Here is a 23,875-nt window from a genome sequence, read left to right as displayed (position 1 = left end):
TGTCAACTTAATGTGGTGAAGGAATTGATTTATTTTCATTCTTCGTTTCTTTCTTTCCTGTAAATTTCTTGATCAGATATTCAATAACAAGCGGTGCCAAAAGCGTAAGAACTGTTTTAAAAAGTCTTGATTTCATAACGTTTATTTTTTTCTTAATAATTACAATTTCTGCGCCACAAAATATTTATTCACCTCAAATTAATTATTCTTCTTCGTCCGGAATCACAAGATTCTGATAATTTTTTAATCCATCTTTGAATTTTTCCTGCATTCTCAACCTCAACTTTCTCGGTTGATGAACGGTCAAACAATTTCCAAAGCCGAGCAAAAGCCTTTCCAGTTCATAATTGATCTGAACACAGATTTTAAAAACAGTTCCATTTTCGGTTTCATCCATAATTTCCTGGCTTTTGTGCAGAGGTTTTGTTTTTATATAAGGAGCATTCGAAGAATCTACAAAGAAAACCACATTTCGGGGTTTCATCGTGTCTGAAACCGTAACGCCTACAATATCTTTAAAGTATTCGTCGCCATCAAGGTTCTTATCAATGTAAGAAGTATCTTCTTCATTTTCAATAGATTCCATTCTATCCAAAGCCAGATTGTACATTTTTCTTTTGTGAAAACAGACCAGAAACCAGCGATTGTTAAATTCTTTCAGCAATTGAGGATGAACCACATAATTATTCGATTCTCGAGCCGTAAAGCTTTTATAAACAATTCTTAAAACCTTTTTATTCAAAATTGCTTCGTAAAGAATGTCAATATGTTCCAAACCTTTCAGCTGTTCATTTTTATCTAAATGAATGATCGATTTTTGGTTGGTCGCATGAATAGAATCTTCCAGCTTTTGAATCACACCATTCATGTCTTTAAACATTGAAAAATCTTTGAATTGCTTTAAAATCTGAACCGCATTATTCATCGCCTTCAAGTCGCTTTCATTCACCGAAATATTATGAATACTGTAATCCGGATCGCTGTAACGGTAATACTTTTTGTCGTAAACCTCGATCGGCGCTTCATATCCGAACTTTTCACTGCGCATATTTTGCAGATCTAGCTGCACCGTTCGTTTGCTGACGAAAGATTCTTTGCCTTCAAATTCAAACAACGCTTCGGAACATTCATCAATCAGATTTTCCAGCGTATATTTCCGATACTTGTCTTTAAGGCATTTATCTAAAGTTTTGTAGCGAATAAGAGCGTTTTTGTTGGATGACATGTTCTTGTGTTTTAATACTTAATTTTGACAGCCACTTTGTCATTCTGACGAAGGAAGAATCTCTTAATATTCTTAATATTTTAACTGATCTTAATGTTTAAATTTTTACCATTAAGTTAAAATTTAGTTTTTAAGATTATTAAGGATTCTTCATTTCGCTTCGCTTCATTCAGAATGACAATCGTTGATTTTATTTCTTCGTTAAAGCCTCACTTTCAAAGGAAATTCCATCCCAGCCGAACTCCATAAAGTTTCGAATATTCTGATGATCTGTTCCGTTAGAATTCTTTAAAACATCCTCTCTGTAGAATTCTCCAAAAAGATTCAAAGTGTCTTGTTTTGATAAAGCATTCAGTTTTGCAAAGCTGAAAACTTTGCACGAACCATTATTTTGATCCGCTTCATTTACCGTATTTCCGTTTTTGAATTCTGTCGGAGTAAAATTGTAATGATCATCAATATAAGCGATAACTTCCTTAAATTGAATAGCTTCAGGCGAATTTTTCAGTTGTTCTAATATCATAATTTAGTTTATTTATAATAAGTTTCATCAAAAATAATTAAAATAAATTCATCTACGCAAAAACATTGCGCAATTACACATTTACTTTGCATTATCAAAATAACAGAAAATGAAAACAATTAATGGAAATCACTTGATCAATTTAGGATTCAGACCTGGAAAATGGTTTAATGAAGCTATTCAATATATCAACGAAAACAATCTGGATGAAAAAGACATGACAACTTATTTGGAACAATTCAGATCCCCGGATCCAATTCCTTTACATACAGAACCGAAAGATTTTATTATTAACATCCGACCAGAACATGAAAACGAAATCGACAATGTAGAAAAAGTAATCAACACAATGAAAGTTTTGATGAAAACTCCAACTTTGATTGGTGGCGCAATCATGCCCGACGCTTGTCCTACAGGCCCGGAAGGTCAAATCCCGGTTGGCGGTGTTGTGGTCGCAAAAAACGCCATTCATCCGGGATTTCATAGCGCAGATATTTGTTGTTCGGTAATGTTGACAGATTTTGGAAAAGCTGATCCGAAAACAGTTTTGGATGCGGCTCATTCAGTCACACATTTCGGATACGGAGGAAGACCAAGAGGCGAACAAATGGAAATGTCTCAGGAATTGATGGACGCTTTTAGAGAAAACTACTTCTTAAATGACGAAAAGTTAATCAGCATCGCTCGTTCACATATGGGAACTCAAGGTGACGGAAACCATTTCTTGTTTGTCGGAACTTCGAAAAATACTGGAAATACAATGTTGGTGACTCATCACGGGTCAAGAGCTCCCGGAGCAATGTTGTATGATAAAGGAATGAAAGTCGCCAACAGATTCAGACAAGAAATTTCGCCCGAAACTTTGAAGGAAAATGCATGGATTCCATTCGAAACTGAAGAAGGACAATCGTATTGGGAAGCTTTACAATTGATAAGAGCCTGGACTAAAGAAAACCACGAATCGATTCATAACGCTGTTTTAAACAAATTAAACATCGAAAAACACAACAGATATTGGAACGAGCACAACTTCGTTTTCAAAGACGAAGATTTGTTTTATCATGCAAAAGGTGCAACTCCGTTGGATGATAAATTTATACCGGATATTACAGGACCAAGATTGATTCCGTTGAATATGGCCGAACCAGTTTTGATTGTTCAGGGAAAAACGAATGAGAGAAACTTAGGTTTTGCGCCACACGGTGCGGGAAGAAATTTCAGCAGAAGCCAGCATAAAAGATCATTGGCTCATAAAACCATCGAAGAAATTTTTGAAGAAGAAACAAAAGGTTTAGATATTAGATTTTTCACGAATGATATCGATATTTCTGAACTTCCGACTGCTTATAAAAGCGCCAAAAATGTAAGAGCCCAAATCGAAGAATACGGACTTTGCGAAGTATTGGACGAAGTGATGCCTTACGGATGTATTATGGCGGGAGATGTTCAGAAAAATGCACCTTGGAAGAAAAAGAAGAAGTTTAGAAAAGGTTAATATAAAATAAAATTGTCAGTAATATTATTGATTTATCAAATTCAAAACTTTAATTGCTAAAATAAATTACCTTTGAATTCTAATAAAATAAAAAATGGGATATGATTTCTCAAAATTAAATCCGAGAGAATTTGAAGAGTTAGGGGCTTCAATCATAGAGAAGATCACACAAAAAAGAGTTGAAATTTTTAAAGCCGGTCGAGATGAGGGGATAGACGGGAGGTTTTGGATTGGATCTAACAAAGAAGGAATAATTCAGTGTAAACATTATATTGAAACGCCTTACAAAAAGTTAATTTCAATCTTGAAATTTGAAGAATTAGAAAAAGTAAGAAAAATAAATCCTGCAAAATATATTTTTATAACGTCTCAAAAATTATCAAGAGTAAATAAGAAAGAAATTAAAGAAATATTTCAACCATATATAAAAAGAGATGATGACATTTTTGGTTATGAGGATTTAAATAAATTCTTATTAAACGATGAAAATCAAGATATTGTTGAAAAAAATTTAAAGCTATGGATTACAAGTGCAAACGTTTTAAATATTGTCTACAACAATGCTATTAAAGGTAGAAGCGCCAGCACGGTTCGTGATTTAGAAGAAAAAACCCTTAAATATGCAATCACAGAAAATCACAACAAAGGAATGAAACTTTTAGCTGAAAATAACGTTGTGATTATGACTGGTGAACCGGGTATTGGAAAAACAACTTTAGCTGACAATCTAGCACTTTACTACATCGCTAAAGGATATGAATTTTGTGATATCGAAGAGGATTTTAGCGAAGCTGAAAATATTTTTCGAGAAAAAGAAAAAAAGAAGATATTATTTTACTGTGATGATTTTTTAGGAAGCAACTTATTCGATGCAGTAAACAACAAAAGAGATTCTCACATTGTAAAGTTTATTAACAGAGTTCGTCGAGACAATTCAAAAAAATTTATACTGACATCAAGGACAAGCATTTTAAATAAAGCATATCACGTTAGTCATCAATTTCAAAATTTAAACATTCGACATAATGAGTTTTTACTTAAAGTAGCAAATTTGACAGATTTGGACAAAGCTCAAATTTTATACAATCACATACATCATTCGAAATTAAAAAAAGAATATCTAGACGAAATTTATCATGATAAAAAATATAAACAAATCGTAAAGCATCGAAATTTCAATCCACGGATAATAGAATTTATAACCGATAATATTAGAGTAGGAAGCGTAGAACCAGATAAATATTGGGAATACATTAAAAAAAGTTTAGATGAACCTGAAGATATTTGGGCAGATTATTTTCAAAATCAGAATGACGATTGTGTTCGTGCATTAACTTTTTTGGTTGTATTTAATAATGGGAAAATCTCAGAAAAAGATCTAAGATTATCTTACAATAAATTTCTTAATTTTCAGACCGTGATAGTTGGTGATTATACTGACAAAAGCTTTGAAGCAGTTCGCAAATTAGTTACGAAATCATTATTAAATAGAAATCAGATTAAAGAACTTGATTATGAATATGTTCTCTTCAATCCATCAATAGCAGATTTTGTTCTTAGCGCATATAGTAATGAAAGTGAATTGATTTCTAATATTCTGAAATCATTAGAAACCGATACTTCAATACAGTATTTCAATAATATTATTTCATATAAAAAAATCGATGCTCAATGTTCAGCGAGTATTCGTGAAAATCTATTTGATTATTTTTTTGAGAAAAAAATGAAAGAAGAGAATTGGGATTTTTTAATCTTACTTTCTTACAGTGAAGTTTTAAATATAGAGACTAACAGAAGAATTGAAATTTTAATTAAAACGATAATACGCGCTGACTCTCCAGAAGGAACAAGATTGTTTGAACTTCTTTTTCTATTGCAAGAATTTGCAAGCGTACGAATTACAAATTATTCATTTTTAGCTGGTTTTATAGAAGAACAAATAGATATAGAAACTTTAAGATATTTATTTGATTTTATTGATAAATATAATATAAACGATTATTTACTTCTGACTGAGGTAAAAAATCAAACGGTGCAACTCCTAGAGCTGATGGTTTCAGACGATGATTTAGAAATTGATTACACTAATCATCTAATTGAAAATTTTTACGAGGATGGATATGTTGATTTTGATATTGACTTAAAAGATTTAGAGTTAGAAATACGCGAAAAATTAGAAGCTAGTTTAGATACTTTCAATTCTTCAACTATACAGAAAATTGATTTGAAAATTGCTGATGTAATGTCTGAGATTAATTTAGATTATTTAGCATCCACTTTCATTGACAACTATGAACCATTTTATGATGATAATACTCAAGGAGATTATGATGTCCATATGTATCATGATGATATAGATGCAATATTTGAAAGATAACTTGCTTTAAACCATCGAAACTAAATAGCCGCAGCATCTGATAGATCCGGTAATATTGATTTATAAAAATTATTTGTATTTTTCCCACCGCTGGCCCAAGCGTCCCGCTTGTACTCACCACAAACCAACAAACCCCCAACCTCCAACCTCCAAGCCAGGCTTTTCAAATTATAATATTTAATAAAATGTATTTATTATTAAGATATTTTACTAAAAAAAATCATTTTATTAAAAATAAATTCTACATTTGAATAACTAATCAAAAACACAAATGTTATGTCAAGTACTTCAGAAGTAGGTCACGCCAAAAATGTGGCAAACCTGCAAAAAATAACACAACAAATTACCGTTTACAGCCTTTACAATCCGCCGGTTGAAAACCTTACCGTAGCAAGTCTTCAGGCACTTTACGCCAGTGCTAATGCTAAAGTAAGCGAAGTTGAAGAAAAACGGTATGCCAACAAAAACACCATTGTTGCACGTCAGACAGCCTTCGAAAATTTAAAACCAACCTGTACCAGAATCATCAACTTGCTGGATATTTTAGGATTACCACAAGGAACACTAGACCAGGCCAAATCCTTAAACCGCGCAATTCAGGGCGGCTCAAAGAAAAGCACTACTCCACCCGAGGAAGGCAAAGAAGTACCCAAAACAGCTTCCACTTCCCGCCAGTCCTTTACGCAACAGGCTGAGAATTTTGGGATTCTTTTACAGTTATTGGCAACTCTTCCGGGCTATAATCCCAATGAAGAAGATTTAAAATTAAACAATCTCACAACGTATCACGCTTCATTAATGGCTGCTACCCAAGCTGTCGACCAGACAGAAGCCGAACTCAATACCAAATTGATAGAAAGAGACAAAATTTTATATGCAGACGATACAGGTTTGTACACCATCGCCCAGAACATCAAAAAGTATGTAAAAAGCCTCTACGGGGCAACATCTCCTGAGTATACAAACGTTTCAGCAATAGAATTTACGAATAGAAAATAATGTTTTTTGTGTTCAAAAGAATGTTGAAACACAGTAATTCAATATTCTTGCACTGTAAAGTTACATTCGTGTAATGTAACTTTATTTTTTTGTGATGTTATTTCACATTGGCACGATGCAAATTAATATTCTTTCGTTGTAGAATCATATTCTTGCAATGTCGAACTATACTCCTGCATTGTAGAATTATATTCTTGAATTGTGAAACCATATTTCCACATCCTGAAATTACATTCTCACTCCGAAATATCCTGATCTAGAAAAAAGAAAACCGCCTCATTGCTGAAGCGGTTTGTTTTATATATAGTTTAAAAAACTATCTGATGATTTTAATATTGATTGCAGAGAAACCTTTTGGTGATCTTTCTTTTTCGAAAGACACTTTATTTCCTTTTTTAATGATATCCACACAGTTGTTGCTGTGGAAGAATACATTTTCTTTAGAGTTATCTTCTGTGATAAATCCGTATCCTTTGTCGCTGAAAAATGTAACGATACCAGACTTGATTGGATCTTCTGCCTGAATAGGAGCTGCACCCAACTGAATGTTATCCAAATCAATGACACTTTTGTTGCTGTTATCAGGAGGTGTACTTGTTAACTGACCATTTGCATCTACATACATGATCATGTCATCAAGACTTTTCCCTTTGTCATTGGTGTTTTTTCGGTCTTCGCGACGTATCGCTTTTTCCTTTTGCTTCTGTAATTTTTTCTTAAAGTTTTCTTTTTTTGAGAAAGAATCCGCCATATATTATTTTATATTAATTGTTATTCTTATTTCGTTTGATGTTTTATTTTACTAATCCACCAAAAGGTATTATGTATCATTATAGAAATGTATTTTCTATGTTCCGCTTCATTCAGATTGTCAATTTAAAATTTAGATCTGTTACCGGGAAGTTTCGTTTGATTGTTTAGACCAATGTTGCCTCCTGAAAGAGTAAAAAGGTTTTCTAGTTGTGTCAGTAATGGTGATTCAAATTGCCGGCATCATTTAGAAATAAAGTGCGGCAGCCAGAACAGTAAAAACTGAGAGAGAAAATGAATATTCTAAACTGTTATTGTTTAAGAAAAGTAGAGACCTTCTTATAATTATTATGCAAATATACGAAAATGAAACGAAACGCGAGAATTTATTTAAACATTTGATTTTGAACCAAGAATGTTAACGAAAACTGCAAAGAGATTTCTGCTGTTTTAAGCAATGTATTCTGCTTTTATAAATAAATTAATCTTTTACTAATAAAAAAATCCCTCAATTTGAGGGATTTAATATAATAAGAATTGATCTTATGCTTCATTCAAAGGCTTGTGCTCGCCAGGCTGATCTGTACCTTCAGGATTTACATCCGTTCTTGGCTTTGGTTCAGGTCTTGGCGGTCTTGGCAATAAAACTTTTCTTGAAAGCTTCATTTTTTTACGATCATCGTAACCCATAAACTTCACCTCAACTTCATCACCTTCGTTATAAGGAACTTTGTCTAAACGCTTCCATTCGATTTCCGAAATATGAAGAAGACCTTCCGTACCTTTTGCAATCGCTACGAAAGCTCCGAAATCCATTACTTTTACTACTTTTCCATTGTAAACTTCACCTACAACCGGAACAAAAGTGATTTCGTTAATTTTTGCAATCGCATCGTTGATCTTGTCTCTGCTCACACCGGAAATTTCGATTCTTCCGATTTCGCCAACTTCTTCAATCGCAATCACAGTATCTGTATCTTTCTGCATCTGCTGAATGATTTTTCCTCCAGGCCCGATTACAGCTCCGATGAATTCTTTAGGAATTTCCATCATTACCATTTTCGGAGCGTGTGGTTTCACATCTTCTCTTGGCGCAGCAATGGTTTCAGTGATTTTATTTAAAATATGAATTCTTCCTTCTTTAGCCTGTAAAAGTGCTTTTTCCATGATATCCATAGAAAGCCCCTGAATTTTAATATCCATCTGGCAAGCGGTGATTCCGTCTGCAGTTCCGGTTACTTTAAAATCCATATCACCTAAATGATCTTCATCTCCTAAAATATCGGAAAGCACGGTATATTTCCCTGTCTTTATATCAGTTACCAATCCCATTGCAATTCCCGAAACAGGCTTTGCAATCTGAATACCTGCATCCATTAAAGCTAAAGTTCCTGCACAAACAGTCGCCATTGAAGACGAACCGTTAGATTCCAAAATATCGGAAACGATACGGATCGTGTAAGGATTTTCTTCAGGAATCATATTTGCCAAAGCTCTTTGAGCCAGGTTTCCGTGACCAACTTCTCTTCTTGAAGTTCCTCTTAAAGGCCTTGCTTCACCCGTTGAGAACGGTGGGAAGTTATAATGCAAGAAGAATCTTTCGTCGTAATTTACCATTACGCTGTCTACCATGTTCGCATCTTTTACCGAGCCTAAAGTTACAGCCGTTAAAGACTGAGTCTCACCTCTTGTAAAGATCGCAGAACCATGAGCTCCCGGCAAATAATCAATTTCGCTCCAGATTGGGCGGATTGTTTCAGGATCACGACCATCAAGACGAATTTTATCATTCAGAATCATCTGACGCATCGCTTCTTTCTCTACATCATGGTAATATACTTTTGCGAAAGGAATTACTCTTTCTAATTCTTCAGGGTTTTCAACATATTGCGCTAAAAACTCATCAAAAACTGCTTTGAACTTTTCGTGTCTTTCTTCTTTTCCTGAAGGCTGTTTTGCAACTTCATATACTTTATCGTAAGTTTCTTTCCACACTTTTTCACGAATGGCTTCATCGTGATTTTCGTGGCTGTATTCTCTTTTTGGTAAAGATTTGCCTACTTTTTCAGCTAATCTTTCCTGAGCTTCAACTTGTTTTTTGATTTCTACGTGAGCGAATTGGATTGCTTCAAGCATTTCTGCTTCAGAAATTTCCTTCATCTCACCTTCCACCATTACGATAGAATCTTTAGTTGCACCCACCATAATGTCAAGGTCAGCCAATTTAAGATCTTCATAATTTGGATTAACAGAAAGCTTTCCGTCAATTCTTACCACTCTTACTTCAGACATCGGTCCGTTGAAAGGAATGTCTGTAATGGCAATTGCTGCAGATGCTGCAAGACCTGCTAAATCATCAGGAATAGATTTTCCGTCATAAGAAATCAATGAAATCATCACCTGAACTTCCGCATGGAAATCTTCCGGGAATAATGGTCTCAAAACTCTGTCCACCAAACGCATCGTCAGGATTTCCTGATCTGAAGGTCTGGCTTCTCTTCTAAAAAAGTTTCCAGGGATTTTTCCACCTGCGTAGAATTTTTCTCTGTAATCTACTGTCAATGGTAAGAAATCTACACCATCTTTTGCTTCTTTGCTGGCTACAACAGTTGCTAAAAGCATTGTTCCGCCAATTTTTACTACAACAGAACCGTCAGCTTGTTTCGCCAGCTTTCCTGTTTCGATTGTGATCTCTCTGCCGTCTGCAAGAATGATCGTTTCTGTAATTGCTTGAGGTATACTCATAAATTTTTTTGTGTTGCACTCCGTATTGAGTGCTTTAATTAATTATATTTCGTCTAAATTTTCGTTTGCAAATTTAGTGTTTTTGTTTTAAATAGAACGTTTAAAGTTATACCGTGATAGCTTTTACATTTTATTTTTAAATAATTACTAATTTTTCTTATTGAAAATTCTGTATCCGAGCCTCCATTCTATATAATCTGCTTTGTGAAAATCATAAGCACGCAATCCTATTCCTATCAAAAAACGATTGGCAACGGTATATTGAAATCCTACTCTTTGATAAAATATAGATTTATCGTAACGCCTGTCTATCGCTTTTTTAAATATATAAAATCCCGGCTGGATATGAATTGAAAATTTCGAGATCGAAAGACGGTAAGATGGAAATATATTCAACAGAAGATTGTCATTTTTAAATCTTTTTTCAAATTGAATATCACCATTCTTGTCCTGAAAAAATCTGGTATTGTAATCTTCATCATATAAAACACCAATTCCAAGTCCTAAAGACGATTTATACGTTATTTGTCTGTGATAAACCGTTTCCAGACCCCAATTCTGGCTGTATGTACCTTTGTATTTTTGAGCCAAATCGACATCTTCATATTCAAAACCTTCGTCTTTACCTAAAAAAATAGAATGTCTTACGCCACCAAAAACATTGACATCCAATGTAGAATATTTGTCGAATGCAGATAAAGAATCTGTCGGATGAAACTCTCTTTCATTTAAATGATACGTTAAAGACAGTTTAGGTGAAAACATATTCATTCCTTTGTTGGGAAGCCTTAAAGCTCCATTCGAAAAATGATTGAAGTTCATTCCTAAGCCTAAATCAAAATGTTTCCCCAAATAATATTTGTAATTGACTCCAAAATTAATGTAAATGCTTACCGAAGATCCTAAAGTCGGATTTACATACCCTTTTTCCAAATTATACCGATTCCAGTTAAATGCAAAACCACCGCTTGTTTCGTAATTCCATGAATGTGTTTTTGTTTCCGTTATAGCTCCGCCAAATGTACCATAAACAGCAAACGGGCTTCCCATATCCCGATGATTGGGAAAGCTTAAAGCTAAAATCCCGCCTCCGTAATAAGGCCTGCCAAATCTTTTGTGCCATTCTTTGCTTCCGTCCGTTTGAACCGTAAGCTCGGCAGAAATGCCCATAAAATTTCTATGCTTAAGAGTTTTAAGATAATCGTTGGTTCCCAAAAATTTGCCGTATTGCAAGTTTACACTTCCCTGAAAATTTGATTTGGATATTGAATCCGCTTCTTGAGCATTCCAAAAACCTGATATAAATAAAATATATAGATAAAAATATTTCAAGTCGATTGATTTTATAAAATTAAAAGGGCAAATTTAAATATTTCATTAACATTTTATCTAATTAATATAAAAAAAGATTAATTTTAACTTTATCACATAAAAAAAGCAACCTCTTTCGAAGTTGCTTTTGTTTTTTGAAAATCGGATAGATTATTTTCTTAAACCAAGTTCAGCAATAATTGCTCTGTATCTTGTAATATCTTTTTTCTTAAGATAATCTAATAAACTTTTTCTTTTTCCTACCAATTTTACCAATGATCTTTCAGTATTGAAATCGTGACGATTTGCTTTCAAATGCTGAGATAAATGGTTGATTCTGTAAGTGAAAAGAGCAACTTGACCTTCAGCGCTCCCTGTGTCTTGTGCAGATTTTCCATGTTTTGAGAAAATTTCTGCTTTTTTTTCTGTTGTTAAGTACATTCCAATATTGTTTAATGATTATTATGTAACGGCTGCAAAAGTACGACTATTTTTTTATTAGACAAAGCATTATCGATTCCATATATTAAATTTAATAGAAAAATATGTTAAAAATTTCTTAATAAAATTATGCCATCCCACTAAAAGACAGTAATTTTGCAAATGATATCAAGATGAAAAAAATTTTACTTTACACGCAAATTCTCACTGTTTTATTAATCAGTATTTCTTCTGTAAAAGCACAGAAACACAATACTGATAATATAAAGAGGATTTTATATTTCAATCCGGAAGTTGAGCCGGATATTGAAGAAATAAAGGAACCCACCAATCTGGCTTTTTTCAGCGCAGTTTCGGATAATGTGAGCGCATTCAGAAAAAATAAAATGCTCAGATCCGATGTTCAGGTTTCGTTCGACAGCATAGATTCCAAAACTATTTCAGAATACAGCAAAAATAATGATGCAGATTTTGTGATTGTTCCGAAGGTAAAATATTTTAAAGTTGGCATTGGTAAATATGTTTTTTCGAATCAGGTCATTGTAAGCATGAAGCTTTTTGATGCCGAAGGAAATCTTATCACTTCTTCGGATTATGACACATACCGCAAAAACATGCGACTTCTGGGTTCTACAGAAAATTCCATTAAAATAGGTACGAATGGCGCCATGAAAAGTATTATTAAAGAATTAAGACGAATAAAACCTTCTTCTGAAATCGGCTTCTAACTTAATAAATCTTTAAATTTAGGCTATCGTTCTCTTTTCTTGAAAATTTGAATTATTTTTGCGTATCCAAAAATTCAGGTTTTGAATTACACAGATGAATTTAACTTCAACCCCGCCGATATTGCAGAAAGACTCAGTGAACTACGCGCTGATGAAAGGTTATTGGCATTCCTGAAAGTTCCGAAAGAATATAAGGCAGAAGTTTTTTCGCATCTGGATCCCGATTTTCAGGAAGAAACCATCAGAAGTATCGGAAGTGACGATGTTTCAGAGATCCTGAATGCAATGACTCCCGATGACAGAACTTCTCTTTTTGAAGATTTTCCGGACGAGCTTATTAAATATTCCATCAATCATCTTAATCCGCAGGAAAGGAGAATTGCATTGAAGCTTCTTGGCTACGATTCAGATTCTATTGCCCGCTTGATGACGCCTTATTATATCCAGATCCGAAAAGAATGGACCATAAAAAGATGTCTCCAGCAGATAAAAAAGGTCGGGAAAAGAGTTGAAACCATGAATCATCTGTATGTAGTTGACGAAAAAAACCGTCTTATTGATGATATCGCTTTGGGAAGCTTATTATTGGTGGAAGAAGATACTTTAGTTTCTGAAATAACCGACAATCAATTCGTTGCCATCAAAACCACAACTTCTAAAGAAGATGCCGTTACTTATTTTGAAAAATATGACCGCACGGCACTTCCGATTATTACCGAAGCCGGAGTTTTGGTGGGAATTGTGACAATTGATGATATTTTAGATCAAATTGAATCCCAAAACACCGAAGATATTCAAAAATTTGGCGGTGTTGAAGCTTTGGACGATCCTTATATTCAGACGCATTGGTTTGAAATGATCAAAAAAAGAGGCCTTTGGCTTATTGTTTTATTTTTTCTACAGCTTATTACAGCATCCGTCATGGGTTTTTATGAAAATGAAATCGAAAAAGCGGTAGTTTTAGCATTATTTATTCCTTTAATTATTTCAAGTGGTGGAAATTCCGGATCACAAGCTGCAACTTTAATTATCCGAGCGATGGCATTACAGGAAATCACCATAAAAGACTGGTGGAAAGTAATGAAAAAGGAATTGGTGACGGGTTTGGTTTTAGGAACATTTTTGGGAGTTATCGGTTTTTTCAGAATTATGATCTGGCATGAAATGGGCTGGTTCGATTATGGTGATTACTGGTTTTTTATAGCCATAAGCGCCGGCATGTCTTTGGCCATGATTGTACTTTGGGGGACTTTATCAGGATCAATGGTTCCTTTTATTCTTAAAAAATTCAATCTGGATCCGGCTACTTCTTCTGCTCCGTTTGTGGCAACATTGGTTGACGTGACGGGTTTAATTATTTATTTTACAATTGCCGGACTTTTCTTAACCGGAAAACTTTTGTAATTTTAGGCAAAGTCTAAAAAACATGAAAGTCATTTCTCTTGTACCTTCTATTACAGAAGCTTTATTCGATTTGGGTTTAACGGAAAATGAAGTGATCGGAAGGACAAAATTCTGTATTCATCCAAAAGGGAAAGTAAAAAACATTGAAATAATCGGCGGTACAAAAAATCTGAATATTGAAAAAATAAAAAGCCTGCAACCGGATTTGATTTTAGCTAATAAAGAAGAAAATACCAAAGAACAGGTTGAGGAGCTGATGCAAAACTTCAAAGTCGTGGTAACCAATGTTGAAACTATTGAAGACAATTATTATTTGCTGAAAACTTTAGGCAATATTTTTAATAAAGAGGAAAAAGCAAAAGCTTTCAATCTTAAAATTTATGAAGTTTTAAATCAAGCTAAAATTAATTCTAAAATAAAAACAGCCTATTTAATCTGGAAAAATCCTTATATGACGGTGGGTTCAGATACTTTTATTCATCATATTTTATCTGAAATCGGCTTTGAAAATATATTTAAAAACAAAACCCGTTACCCTGAAATAAAAACTGAAGATCTGGCTGCAGCAGACATTATTATGCTTTCTTCGGAGCCATTTCCTTTTAAAGAAAAACATATTGCAGAATTGAAGCAGTTTTATCCTGAAAAGAAGATAATGATTGTAGACGGAGAAGCCTTTTCATGGTACGGAACACATATTGCGAAATGTGAGAATTATTTCAAAGAATTACTTTCTGAAATACATTTACTTAAACAATAAATCTTTATCAATAAGAATTCCGACTTTTCTAAGCCGGAATATCTATTTTAATTTATAAAATTAAGTAATTACAAAATCTTCGAAACTTCATTACAAAGCCATTCCAATAATTCTAAATCTTCTTTTGTAAATGGATCAATCGTATGCGAATCGATATCGATCTGTCCGATATTTTCACCATTTTTGAAAATAGGAACTACAATTTCTGCTTTTGTATCAATTGAGCAGCTCAAATAATTGTCCTGCAAATGAACGTCAGGAACGATGAATGTTTCATTGGAAACCGCAACCTGGCCGCAGATTCCTTTTCCGTAAGGAATTATGGTATGATCTGTTTCAGCACCAACATAAGGTCCCAATTTCAGTTCATTTTTATCACCATTTTTAAAATAAAACCCGGTCCAGTTGAAATAGGATATTTCCTGATCCAAAAGTGAGCAAACTTTCTGAAGTTTCTCTTCGGTGTTATGTTTTGGACTTTCAAGAATAAAAGAAAGTCTTTTTTTTAATTCAGTCATTATATTATTTTTTTAAGAAAATTGTTTTAGGGAAAGCTCCTGTTTGTAACCGAACATTCCTCTTTCTTTTATCATTTCAGCAACACCTTCCGGCAACTGATTTTCCCAACCGCTGATATTGCATGCAATTTTTCTTAATATTTCGCGGGAATAAATTTCCAAAAATTCGGGATTGTAGTTTTTAATATCCACAATACGATTATTAAGCTTAAAATATTTGTAAAGCTCTTTCAGGCTTTCTTCTACTTTCAAATTCGAAGAATCGAGCAATTCGTGCGTTTCCGGATCTTTGTAAGGATAAAGATAAACCCTCATTCCGTTTCTGAAAAATTTGCCAAAAGCTTCCAAGATTCCACCGGACAAATCTTTATAATATTTCTCATCAAATACCATCAACAAGTTATTTACGCCCATTGCAACGCCGATATCTCCGTTTGTATAATGCGCAAAATAATCAATCAGCCTGTAATATTCTGAGAAATTGGAAATGATTACAGTATATCCTAATTTACCTAAAACGTCTACTCTGTCAAGAAAATCCCTCTCGTCGATATCGCCGTCCGCACGAAGGTTTGAAATCGTGATTTCTATTAAAACTTCGGTTTCTTCTTCGGTACAGATCGCATCTTTGAGGAACATATCCATCCCGTTTTGAAGCATATCGATATTCACTTTGGTAACGGGCCTGAAACTTCCCCTTACTGCAAAAATATTTTTCTTGTATAAAACGTCTGCAGGAAGCATATTATTTCCTTCAGAATTGAAAATCACTGCATCGGTCATGTTATTTTTCACGAGCTGCAAAGACATCAGCCTGTTGTCAACATACGCGAAAGCCGGCCCGCTAAAGTCGATCATATCAATCTCAAGATTATCTGTCGCTACATCATCATACAGAGATTCAATCAGTCTTCTTGGATTATCAAAATAAGTGAATGCTCCGAAAATAAGATTTACCCCTAAATTTCCAAGAGTTTCCTGCTGAAGAGTGGCATCATTTTCTTTAAATTTAACGTGGATTACAATTTCGTTATAATCTTCATTTTCTTTCACCTGAAAACGAATTCCAACCCAGCCGTGACCTTTTACAGTTTTATCAAAATTGATTGTTGTAACCGTATTTGCGTACGAGAAAAACTTTCTGTCGGGGCTGTTTTCTCTTGAGATTCTTTCTTCAATAAGTGCCACTTCATAACGAAGCATTTTGCGAAGTCTGTTTTGGGTTACATACCTGTTTTTGACTTCTTTTCCGTAAATGGCATCACTAAAATCTTTGTCATAAGCCGACATCGCCTTAGCAATCGTACCGGAAGCTCCTCCTGCTCTAAAAAAATGCCGTACAGTCTCCTGCCCTGCTCCAATTTCTGCGAAAGTACCATAAATAGTAGGATCTAGATTAATTGTTAATGCTTTTTGTTTAGGAGTTAGTTTCTGATACATTAGGACATTAAATTTTTCGTAAATTTACCAAAATTAAACCAACCTCAAAAGAAAATGAAGTTGAAATTTTTAGGAACCGGAACTTCCCAAGGTGTACCAGTAATCGGCTGCACTTGTGAGGTCTGTGTATCTTTAAATCCTAAAGACAAACGTTTCAGAGCATCTGCTATGGTGACAACCGATGAAAATAAAAAGATTCTTATCGATTGCGGACCAGACTTCAGACAGCAAATGCTTATCAATAAAGAAAACAATGTAGATATTACGCTTATTACTCATGAGCATAACGATCATGTAATTGGTCTTGATGATATGCGTCCATTAATTTTCAAAAGTGGAAAAGATATGCCTGTTTATTGTCATCAAAGAGTCGGAAACGAGATTAAAAAACGTTTTCCATATGCATTCACAGATGTGCGATATCCCGGTGCGCCCGCTTTTGATCTCCATGAAATATCAAATGAATCTTTTGAGATTTTAGACATTAAGATTACACCAATTGAAGTTATTCATTATAAAATAAGCGTTTTTGGGTATAAATTTAAAAATCTGGCATATATCACAGATGCTAATTTTATTTCTGACACTGAAAAAGAAAAATTAAAAAATTTAGATGTATTAATTTTGAACTGTATCCGAAAATATGATCCGCATCCTGCCCATTTTGTTTTGTCGGATGTTATTCAGCTATTTGAAGAATTAAAACCTGAAAAATTATTTTTAACACACATCAGCCATCATTTTGGCCTGCATGATATTGAAGATAAATTACTTCCCGACGGGATGCATCTTGCCTACGACGGATTGGAAATAGAATTTTAAAGAAATTTCTGCAAAACCTTTTGAACATTAAAAAAAGTTTATATATTTGCAAACCAACAAAGCAGCCCAGGTGGCGGAATTGGTAGACGCGCTGGTCTCAAACACCAGTTCTTAGGAGTACCGGTTCGATCCCGGTCCTGGGTACAAAAAGCACTGTTAATCAGTGCTTTTATTTTTTTATTCCCGACTTTTATTAAAAGTTTGATATAATATAAAATTCGGAATTAAGATTTTCTAATTTTTAGGCGAATGTAATAAATCCAGTATATTAAAAAGAAAATCTGAAAAAAGCAGTCAATAAGGTAAACCCATCTAATAACACCTTTAAAATAATAATATAAATCAATTATACTTAAACTTAAACAGCAAATCAAGACTGATAAAGCAATTATAAGATTTTTTTTATTGCTGAATGAAAGATATACAAGAAGTATCGAATAGGGAATAAGTAACAGGCTGACTGTTTTTACCAACCAAATGTCTGTTTTTGGGCCAGTAACAAACAAGAAGCTTTCAAGATGTATAAACGGCCAAACTGCTGTTAAAAAAAAGTACACAGCCTGAAGAAATGGAATAATATTTAAATTTCGCATAAAAAGCCTATTAAAAAATGAAGAAGCGCAGATTACAGCATATTATTGTATAATATTTATTCAACTTCTAGATTGAATAATGTTGATAACACATAGTTTAAAAATAAAGAGTTCTATTTTGCTTTTTTATGACTCATATCATATCAGTTTATATTTTTGGGAGTGAAGCTTAATGTTTCTTACCAATTATAGCCCTGTAGCGATTGCTGAATAATTTTGACAACTGCAATTTTAAGTTAACCGCGGATCATATACAGCTAATTCTAAAGAAAGGAAATGCAATTAGAATTGCGTAAACCGTTTATATTAAATATTCAGTTTTGAAAAATACTCAGTAAGTATATTTCAATATTAAAACAAATAAAATATTTTTCTGTCACACATTCTTAGCTAGATGGTTTCGAACTTTATCAATGTAGCTAGATTATGATACAAATCATAAAGTATAGATATACAAGTCCATATCTTTGAATATACCATCACAAAATTATTTTATTATGAAATCACTTGTAATATTCACATTATTTGCAGGTTTTCTTGTTGTCGGCTGCAAAAAAGAACTGCAGACACAACCTACCAATATCGACAGTCTAAATACCGGTGACAGCATGACTTCCGGTACGGCTCAAATCACACCGGATACCGGTGACGAAACTCTTCCGATGGACAGTACCGCTTATGATGTAGATTCTATCAAAAACAGCAGATAGTTATTACATAGGTTTTTACGAGAACATTTCAATGAATTGCGACTGATGTTTCTGATGAGACGTCGCCAAATCTTGTATAAGAATATGTATTTGCTCATTAGTGAACGGTCACTATTTATTAATCGGTAATATTTTTATTATGGCAGAATCGTCATTGTTTAATCAGACGGGGATACAGATTACATTATTATTAATGCTAATGATAATCGTGGCCGGATTGGTAGTGCTTGTTTTTAAATTTTTATCCGTTTATGGACATATTTTAAAGCGGAAAGAATCTCTCGAGGCTCAAAAAAAAATAGAAAAAATGTCTCCCGAAGAACTTGAGGAGTTCGAAAAAAGAGAAAGAGAAGCCAGTTCTCAGCCTGCGGAAAATCAGCTTTCAGGCAACCTTCCTGCAATTGATAAAAAAGGAGTTATTAGGAACATCAATTCTGTCGAAGAACTTAGAGTTTTCCCTGTCAAAAGAAGAACATCTTCTTTCAAGCAATATGTTTCTCCGGAGCTTAGCAAACTTATTTTGTACTTTTTAGGAACTGCTATTTTCTGGCTTATTATAGGAACTACTTTTGGTCTTTATGCTGGGATAAAATATGTCGCACCGGATATAGAACACACCAGCTGGCTGAGCTTTGGAAGACTGCGCCCTGCACACACCAATGCAGTGTTTTGGGGATGGTCGTCGTTGGCGATGGTAGGTTTTGCTCACTATGTTGTAACAAGGGTGAGTAATATGGAGAACTACAATATTAAGCAAGGTTATATTTCTTTGATATTAATTAATGCTGCCGTTCTAGCAGGAACAATTTCCTTACTGGCAGGAATAAATAACGGCGGCGGCGAATATCGTGAATACATCTGGCCCATCATGATCACGTTTGGGATAGGTATTGCTTTTTCGACTCATAATCTGTTTAAACCTGTTGCAAAAAGAATTGTAAAGGAAATTTATATTTCCAACTGGTATGTCATTTCGGGGTTTATATTTATTATCATTGTTATTTTGGTGGGATATATTCCTGTTTGGCAGGACGGTGTGGGAGAAACGATTACTCAAGGTTATTATATGCATCAGGCAATCGGGATGTGGTTTATGATGGTTAATCTGGGGCTCATGTATTATTTTCTTCCTCAGCAGCTGAACAGACCTATTTATTCTTACAGTTTGGGTGTATTAGCTTTCTGGACTCATATTTTATTTTATACCTTAATAGGCACACATCATTTTATTTTCAGTGCGATTCCGTGGAGGTTGCAGACTACAGCCATTGTTGCAAGTGTAGGAATGCTGATTCCTGTTGCTGCTGGAACCACCAATTTCTTATTAACTTTTAATGGAGCCTGGTATCAGTTAAAAAATAGCTACACCCTTCCTTTTTATTTTATGTCGATTATATTTTATTTTACGGGATCTTTTCAAGGGACTGTGGAAGCTTTCAGATATACCAATCTGCTTTGGCATTTTACAGATTTTACAGTATCGCATTCGCACCTTACGATGTACGGAATCATCACTTTTATGCTTTGGGGATTTTCTTATACATTGATTCCCAGACTTACCGGAAAAGAACCTCCGAAACTCTTGGTAGGAATACATTTCTGGCTTGCTTTAATAGGATTACTGTTTTATGTAATAGCATTAATGATCGGCGGAACCCAAACCGGATTGATGTGGATGAAGAAAAAGCCATTCATAGACGGAGTGATTAATATGTTCCCGTTTTGGCTTTGGCGGGCAATCGGAGGAACCATGATGTGGGTAGCTCACCTTATTTTCGCCTACAATTTTTACAGAATGGTAAGCACAAAAGACAATGTTAAAATTCCACAAACTCCAGCAGAAATATTGGCTGCCAAAAAACAGCTTAGAAATACAGAGTTTAACAACTAAAAAATTAAATGATGATATTTTTAAATGATCATAGGATACTTTTCGGTTCGGCGCTTTGTCTTTTCCTTTTTTTAACGCTTTACATTGCTGTGCTTCCGGCTCTGGATAATCAAAAAATCAACAGGCCTTTACCAAGACAGGCAAAAGTCCTGACAAAAGACGAGCGTGCAGGTAAAATGGTTTATATAGAAAATGGCTGTGTAGCCTGTCATACCCAACAGGTAAGAAATGTGGAAATGGATAATGTTTTTGGGAAAAGACCAAGTATTCCTGCAGATTTTGCCATCAACAGAAGAACGGATTTCTGGAGAAATACAGCCAATCTCATGGGAACACAAAGAGCTGGGCCTGATCTTACAAGTGTTGGCGAAAGACAACCGAGCGCAGAATGGCATTTGATTCACCTTTACCAACCGAGAGCAGCTATAGAAGCCTCCATCATGCCTTCATATGAATTTCTTTTTATTGAAAGAGATTATTTGCAGCCAGGCGATGTTGAGGTAAAAATACCCGAGAAATTCCTAAAAAATAAAAGGAAAAAAATTGTGGCCACCAAAAAAGCCCTTCAGTTGGTGGCATATTTAAAGTCTTTGAAACAAACTGATTATACAGACAAATCAATTGTTCCTGAATTTTTATACAAACAAAAGAAAAAAGAAGAAGGAGGAGCACAGGGAGGTGAAAATCTGCCGGACGGAGCAGAACTCTTCACTACCCACTGCGCTTCCTGTCATCAGGCCAACGGGGAAGGTGTTCCGGGAGCATTTCCTCCTTTGAAAGGAAGTCCTGTAGTGGCGGGCGGAGATTTGGAACTCTATGTAACGATTATTATGAAGGGCTACGACCCAAGGCCTGAATTTGCAACGATGCCTGCGGTGGGAGCCAATGCCAATTTTACTGCCGAAGACGTGACAGCCGTTATCAATCATGAAAGGACAAATTGGGGCAACAACGCAAAAAAAGTAACATTAGAAGAAGTAAAAGTAATAATGGATAAAATAAAGTAAGTATGAAAATTCGTTTAAAATATATCATAGCCTGTGCTTCTGTTTTTTTTACTACGTACACATTTGCCTGTGATGCCTGTAACCTCAGACAGCCTAAAGTTACCAGAGAACTTACACATGGCGCTGGCCCGGAAAGTGACTGGGATTGGTTTATTGTGGGGATTGTTATTTTAATAACTGTTGTAACCTTTATTTATTCAGTTAAATATCTGGTAAAGCCTGGTGAGAAAGATGTGAATCACATCAAATACTCGGTTTTTTCAGACGAAAATTAATGATATGACTAAAGATAAAAGCAAGGTTTTTCTTTTTATTGACGACGATCTGAATCCGATTGCAGAATTGGACACTCCTATCGTTTTCGATCTGGACACAAAAAAGCTGCCGGACGGTGAACATGTTCTGAAAATCGTAAGCCAGTCTCCCACGGGAAAAGAAGGAATCAGGAAAATCAACTTTACTGTAGCCAACGGCCCTTCAATAAAAATTGAAGGACTGAAAGATAAAGACGTTGTTGACGGCACTTTATCACTGATGATCAACGCTTATGATAAAGGAAATCAGAAAAGCTTCATCATCAACGGAAGTGAGACGCCACAGACGATTCCTTTCTGGATATGGATCATCATTATTTTATTCGTAGGCTGGGCGGTTTATTACGAAATAACGAGTTCCAACATACAATAATGACGTGAAATTCAGTATTGATTAAATATAATTGAAGGGCAGGAATATTTTAATTAAGAAATATGAAAAAATAATAGCATGACAAATGGAAAATCGCCCGACAACGTTTATAGTAAAAATATTATCAAGAAAGATAATACGGTAAAAGACAATACTTCGGTCTCAGAAGAAGCAGCTGCGGTGGTTGAATCACAACTGAAAGCGAATCCTACCGAAAAAAAGAAAAATGTCAAAAAATTAAATACTATTTGAATCTTACTTAGCTATTCCTGAAAGCCCGCCAAATTATATTTGTATTGACTGGGAAGTACGGCAAGAAATTAAATATTTTATTATTTTGAAAGTGGAAGATATTATTTTCGTGCTTAAAATACAACTAGATTAAAATATATTAATATAAATTAAATATTTTAAGTCGTGGGATTATACTTCAACATAACACTGTAAAATTTGACTTATATTAATTAAAATATTCTAAACGAGCTTGAAGATTTCTATCAAGTCACTAAACCGAGTTGTTATTGAAATTTCTGAATTAATTCTAAGTTTTCAACTAATGTCTCGATACTTCCTCGGCTGTTGGTAAAAATCATAAAAACTTTACTTATAATGCAAAAATATTCCATAATCGGAAGGCGTCCAAAGTGCTGCTTTCTGGCCGGCCGCTTTTAAAGCATTATTCGCCCAAGTATTGCAGGTATCTAAAAAGCTGTATCTGCCTTTAGCTTCATAAAAAGCATCATTATCACTGTAAACGGCATTTGTTGGAATCAGAATGTAATTTCCGTTTTGATCCTTGTCAAATTTTTTATCAATAAACTTGACCAATTCCTGATACTGACTTTTACTGATCATAATTTTCTTGCAGTCATTACCTTCTGTCATCGTTTTGTAATATGAACAGTGCATTGCCGATTCGCTCAGCCAAAAAGCAGCCTTGAAAGCAGTCGAAAACTTCAGATCAGCCCAGGTTGGCGTATCAAGATAAAAACCTTTATCGCCCCAACCGATTCCTACATAATTATAATCAGTTTTTTTAGAAACAGTATTTGAGAATGGAATTTTAGCGCTCCAATCCTGCAAATTATTTTTTACAGGCATCACAATATCGGTATGAACTCCGTTTGTATAAATATAAATTGGTATTTCTTTTTTTTCGCCGTCATCATTTGCCGAAACTTGAATGAAGGGAAGAAAAAACCCTAAAATAGCATACAGAACAACAATTCCGAGAATAATTCCTAAAATTTTTAGGAAATAAATAAAAAATATTTTCGCACTCATGTTTTTATTTTTGAAATTAATAAAATTTAATTTTCAATTTATTGTAAAAGTATTTGTTTTATTCGGAAAAATCAGTAATTTTAGTTATCAAACTTTTACAAATATGCACAAAAACACTAAATCCCAAAAAAGGTTTAAAGTAAGAGTAAAAATTGCTCCAAAAAG

23 protein-coding genes and 1 tRNA gene are annotated in these 23,875 nt (G+C 34.3%); 14 read left to right on the top strand and 10 right to left on the bottom strand.

Going from position 1 to position 23,875, the window contains the following annotated elements; translation table 11 throughout:
• Positions 1–7: 7 nt before the first annotated feature.
• The 3 genes from AC6CHK_RS04490 to AC6CHK_RS04480 all read right to left on the bottom strand — a co-directional run bounded on the left by AC6CHK_RS04490 (position 8) and on the right by AC6CHK_RS04480 (position 1,748).
• Complete coding sequence (locus AC6CHK_RS04490; protein WP_498093962.1) at positions 8–136, bottom strand: hypothetical protein; 129 nt, start codon at positions 134–136, stop codon at positions 8–10.
• A 66-nt stretch (positions 137–202) separates the two neighbouring features.
• The gene (locus tag AC6CHK_RS04485; RefSeq protein ID WP_498093960.1) at positions 203–1,225 is read right to left on the bottom strand and encodes a helix-turn-helix transcriptional regulator; all 1,023 of its coding nucleotides are present in this window, start codon (positions 1,223–1,225) and stop codon (positions 203–205) included.
• Between the two features lie 190 nt (positions 1,226–1,415).
• A complete protein-coding gene (locus tag AC6CHK_RS04480) occupies positions 1,416–1,748 on the bottom strand; it encodes a HopJ type III effector protein (RefSeq protein ID WP_498093958.1) in 333 nt (110 codons plus the stop codon).
• A gap of 109 nt (positions 1,749–1,857) precedes the next feature.
• Here AC6CHK_RS04480 and AC6CHK_RS04475 point away from each other — a divergent pair, with 109 nt between their 5' ends.
• The 3 genes from AC6CHK_RS04475 (at position 1,858) to AC6CHK_RS04465 (ending at position 6,619) form a co-directional block, all read left to right on the top strand.
• The gene (locus AC6CHK_RS04475) at positions 1,858–3,243 is read left to right on the top strand and encodes an RtcB family protein (protein ID WP_498093956.1); all 1,386 of its coding nucleotides are present in this window, start codon (positions 1,858–1,860) and stop codon (positions 3,241–3,243) included.
• A gap of 94 nt (positions 3,244–3,337) precedes the next feature.
• Positions 3,338–5,620 (top strand): nSTAND3 domain-containing NTPase, encoded by a 2,283-nt coding sequence (locus AC6CHK_RS04470; RefSeq protein ID WP_498093954.1) that lies wholly within the window; start codon positions 3,338–3,340, stop codon positions 5,618–5,620.
• A gap of 276 nt (positions 5,621–5,896) precedes the next feature.
• A complete protein-coding gene (locus tag AC6CHK_RS04465) occupies positions 5,897–6,619 on the top strand; it encodes a hypothetical protein (protein WP_498093952.1) in 723 nt (240 codons plus the stop codon).
• Between the two features lie 316 nt (positions 6,620–6,935).
• Here the strand turns inward: AC6CHK_RS04465 and AC6CHK_RS04460 are convergent, their stop codons facing one another.
• The 4 genes from AC6CHK_RS04460 to rpsO all read right to left on the bottom strand — a co-directional run bounded on the left by AC6CHK_RS04460 (position 6,936) and on the right by rpsO (position 11,866).
• A complete protein-coding gene (locus AC6CHK_RS04460; protein ID WP_498093950.1) occupies positions 6,936–7,370 on the bottom strand; it encodes a cold-shock protein in 435 nt (144 codons plus the stop codon).
• A 542-nt stretch (positions 7,371–7,912) separates the two neighbouring features.
• Positions 7,913–10,114, bottom strand: coding sequence for a polyribonucleotide nucleotidyltransferase (locus AC6CHK_RS04455; protein ID WP_498093948.1), 2,202 nt, complete (start codon positions 10,112–10,114; stop codon positions 7,913–7,915).
• A gap of 147 nt (positions 10,115–10,261) precedes the next feature.
• On the bottom strand, positions 10,262–11,446 hold the full coding sequence (locus tag AC6CHK_RS04450) for an acyloxyacyl hydrolase (RefSeq protein ID WP_498093946.1): 1,185 nt from the start codon (positions 11,444–11,446) through the stop codon (positions 10,262–10,264).
• A 150-nt stretch (positions 11,447–11,596) separates the two neighbouring features.
• Positions 11,597–11,866 (bottom strand): 30S ribosomal protein S15, encoded by a 270-nt coding sequence (gene rpsO, locus AC6CHK_RS04445; protein ID WP_498093944.1) that lies wholly within the window; start codon positions 11,864–11,866, stop codon positions 11,597–11,599.
• A gap of 173 nt (positions 11,867–12,039) precedes the next feature.
• Between rpsO and AC6CHK_RS04440 the strand changes: the two genes are divergently transcribed.
• The 3 genes from AC6CHK_RS04440 to AC6CHK_RS04430 all read left to right on the top strand — a co-directional run bounded on the left by AC6CHK_RS04440 (position 12,040) and on the right by AC6CHK_RS04430 (position 14,758).
• Positions 12,040–12,594, top strand: a complete 555-nt coding sequence (locus AC6CHK_RS04440) for a pyruvate decarboxylase (protein ID WP_498093942.1) — start codon at positions 12,040–12,042, stop codon at positions 12,592–12,594.
• 81 nt (positions 12,595–12,675) lie between these two features.
• Positions 12,676–13,998, top strand: coding sequence for a magnesium transporter (gene mgtE, locus AC6CHK_RS04435; protein WP_498093940.1), 1,323 nt, complete (start codon positions 12,676–12,678; stop codon positions 13,996–13,998).
• A gap of 22 nt (positions 13,999–14,020) precedes the next feature.
• Positions 14,021–14,758, top strand: coding sequence for an ABC transporter substrate-binding protein (locus tag AC6CHK_RS04430; RefSeq protein ID WP_498093938.1), 738 nt, complete (start codon positions 14,021–14,023; stop codon positions 14,756–14,758).
• A 68-nt stretch (positions 14,759–14,826) separates the two neighbouring features.
• On the opposite strand, the gene AC6CHK_RS04425 is transcribed toward AC6CHK_RS04430, so the two are convergent.
• The gene (locus AC6CHK_RS04425; RefSeq protein WP_498093936.1) at positions 14,827–15,276 is read right to left on the bottom strand and encodes an XrtF-associated fRMsr-like GAF protein; all 450 of its coding nucleotides are present in this window, start codon (positions 15,274–15,276) and stop codon (positions 14,827–14,829) included.
• A gap of 12 nt (positions 15,277–15,288) precedes the next feature.
• Complete coding sequence (locus tag AC6CHK_RS04420; RefSeq protein WP_498093934.1) at positions 15,289–16,716, bottom strand: TonB-dependent receptor; 1,428 nt, start codon at positions 16,714–16,716, stop codon at positions 15,289–15,291.
• A gap of 54 nt (positions 16,717–16,770) precedes the next feature.
• On the opposite strand from AC6CHK_RS04420, the gene AC6CHK_RS04415 reads away from it, so the two are divergent.
• From AC6CHK_RS04415 to AC6CHK_RS04380, 8 genes are all read left to right on the top strand, one after another.
• Positions 16,771–17,538, top strand: a complete 768-nt coding sequence (locus tag AC6CHK_RS04415; RefSeq protein ID WP_498093932.1) for an MBL fold metallo-hydrolase — start codon at positions 16,771–16,773, stop codon at positions 17,536–17,538.
• A gap of 64 nt (positions 17,539–17,602) precedes the next feature.
• Positions 17,603–17,682 (top strand) — tRNA-Leu (locus AC6CHK_RS04410).
• 946 nt (positions 17,683–18,628) lie between these two features.
• Positions 18,629–18,841, top strand: coding sequence for a hypothetical protein (locus tag AC6CHK_RS04405; protein ID WP_498093930.1), 213 nt, complete (start codon positions 18,629–18,631; stop codon positions 18,839–18,841).
• 139 nt (positions 18,842–18,980) lie between these two features.
• Positions 18,981–20,732, top strand: coding sequence for a cbb3-type cytochrome c oxidase subunit I (locus AC6CHK_RS04400; RefSeq protein WP_498093928.1), 1,752 nt, complete (start codon positions 18,981–18,983; stop codon positions 20,730–20,732).
• A gap of 8 nt (positions 20,733–20,740) precedes the next feature.
• Positions 20,741–21,739 carry a cbb3-type cytochrome c oxidase subunit II gene (locus tag AC6CHK_RS04395; protein WP_498093926.1) on the top strand — a complete coding sequence of 333 codons (999 nt, stop codon included), beginning with the start codon at positions 20,741–20,743 and terminating at the stop codon, positions 21,737–21,739.
• A gap of 2 nt (positions 21,740–21,741) precedes the next feature.
• A complete protein-coding gene (locus AC6CHK_RS04390) occupies positions 21,742–22,014 on the top strand; it encodes a hypothetical protein (protein ID WP_498093925.1) in 273 nt (90 codons plus the stop codon).
• Positions 22,015–22,018: 4 nt separating this feature from the next.
• Positions 22,019–22,426 (top strand): cytochrome C, encoded by a 408-nt coding sequence (locus AC6CHK_RS04385; protein ID WP_498093923.1) that lies wholly within the window; start codon positions 22,019–22,021, stop codon positions 22,424–22,426.
• A gap of 78 nt (positions 22,427–22,504) precedes the next feature.
• Positions 22,505–22,678: a hypothetical protein gene (locus tag AC6CHK_RS04380; protein WP_498093921.1), complete on the top strand. Its 174-nt coding sequence runs from the start codon at positions 22,505–22,507 to the stop codon at positions 22,676–22,678.
• Positions 22,679–23,026: 348 nt separating this feature from the next.
• Here the strand turns inward: AC6CHK_RS04380 and AC6CHK_RS04375 are convergent, their stop codons facing one another.
• A complete protein-coding gene (locus AC6CHK_RS04375) occupies positions 23,027–23,710 on the bottom strand; it encodes a TIGR02117 family protein (RefSeq protein WP_498093919.1) in 684 nt (227 codons plus the stop codon).
• Positions 23,711–23,875 lie beyond the last annotated feature (165 nt).

Source organism: Chryseobacterium sp. GQ58 (assembly GCF_059758895.1).
Note: the sequence above shows the minus strand (reverse complement) of the source record. Positions and strands in the feature narration are given on the sequence as shown.

Coding starts and splice junctions, on each gene's coding strand:
- AC6CHK_RS04490 (WP_498093962.1), bottom strand. CDS start 136: ATGAAATCAAGACTTTTTAAAACAGTTCTTACGCTTTTGGCACCGCTT.
- AC6CHK_RS04485 (WP_498093960.1), bottom strand. CDS start 1,225: ATGTCATCCAACAAAAACGCTCTTATTCGCTACAAAACTTTAGATAAA.
- AC6CHK_RS04480 (WP_498093958.1), bottom strand. CDS start 1,748: ATGATATTAGAACAACTGAAAAATTCGCCTGAAGCTATTCAATTTAAG.
- AC6CHK_RS04475 (WP_498093956.1), top strand. CDS start 1,858: ATGAAAACAATTAATGGAAATCACTTGATCAATTTAGGATTCAGACCT.
- AC6CHK_RS04470 (WP_498093954.1), top strand. CDS start 3,338: ATGGGATATGATTTCTCAAAATTAAATCCGAGAGAATTTGAAGAGTTA.
- AC6CHK_RS04465 (WP_498093952.1), top strand. CDS start 5,897: ATGTCAAGTACTTCAGAAGTAGGTCACGCCAAAAATGTGGCAAACCTG.
- AC6CHK_RS04460 (WP_498093950.1), bottom strand. CDS start 7,370: ATGGCGGATTCTTTCTCAAAAAAAGAAAACTTTAAGAAAAAATTACAG.
- AC6CHK_RS04455 (WP_498093948.1), bottom strand. CDS start 10,114: ATGAGTATACCTCAAGCAATTACAGAAACGATCATTCTTGCAGACGGC.
- rpsO (WP_498093944.1), bottom strand. CDS start 11,866: ATGTACTTAACAACAGAAAAAAAAGCAGAAATTTTCTCAAAACATGGA.
- AC6CHK_RS04440 (WP_498093942.1), top strand. CDS start 12,040: ATGAAAAAAATTTTACTTTACACGCAAATTCTCACTGTTTTATTAATC.
- AC6CHK_RS04430 (WP_498093938.1), top strand. CDS start 14,021: ATGAAAGTCATTTCTCTTGTACCTTCTATTACAGAAGCTTTATTCGAT.
- AC6CHK_RS04425 (WP_498093936.1), bottom strand. CDS start 15,276: ATGACTGAATTAAAAAAAAGACTTTCTTTTATTCTTGAAAGTCCAAAA.
- AC6CHK_RS04420 (WP_498093934.1), bottom strand. CDS start 16,716: ATGTATCAGAAACTAACTCCTAAACAAAAAGCATTAACAATTAATCTA.
- AC6CHK_RS04415 (WP_498093932.1), top strand. CDS start 16,771: ATGAAGTTGAAATTTTTAGGAACCGGAACTTCCCAAGGTGTACCAGTA.
- AC6CHK_RS04405 (WP_498093930.1), top strand. CDS start 18,629: ATGAAATCACTTGTAATATTCACATTATTTGCAGGTTTTCTTGTTGTC.
- AC6CHK_RS04400 (WP_498093928.1), top strand. CDS start 18,981: ATGGCAGAATCGTCATTGTTTAATCAGACGGGGATACAGATTACATTA.
- AC6CHK_RS04395 (WP_498093926.1), top strand. CDS start 20,741: ATGATGATATTTTTAAATGATCATAGGATACTTTTCGGTTCGGCGCTT.
- AC6CHK_RS04390 (WP_498093925.1), top strand. CDS start 21,742: ATGAAAATTCGTTTAAAATATATCATAGCCTGTGCTTCTGTTTTTTTT.
- AC6CHK_RS04385 (WP_498093923.1), top strand. CDS start 22,019: ATGACTAAAGATAAAAGCAAGGTTTTTCTTTTTATTGACGACGATCTG.
- AC6CHK_RS04380 (WP_498093921.1), top strand. CDS start 22,505: ATGACAAATGGAAAATCGCCCGACAACGTTTATAGTAAAAATATTATC.
- AC6CHK_RS04375 (WP_498093919.1), bottom strand. CDS start 23,710: ATGAGTGCGAAAATATTTTTTATTTATTTCCTAAAAATTTTAGGAATT.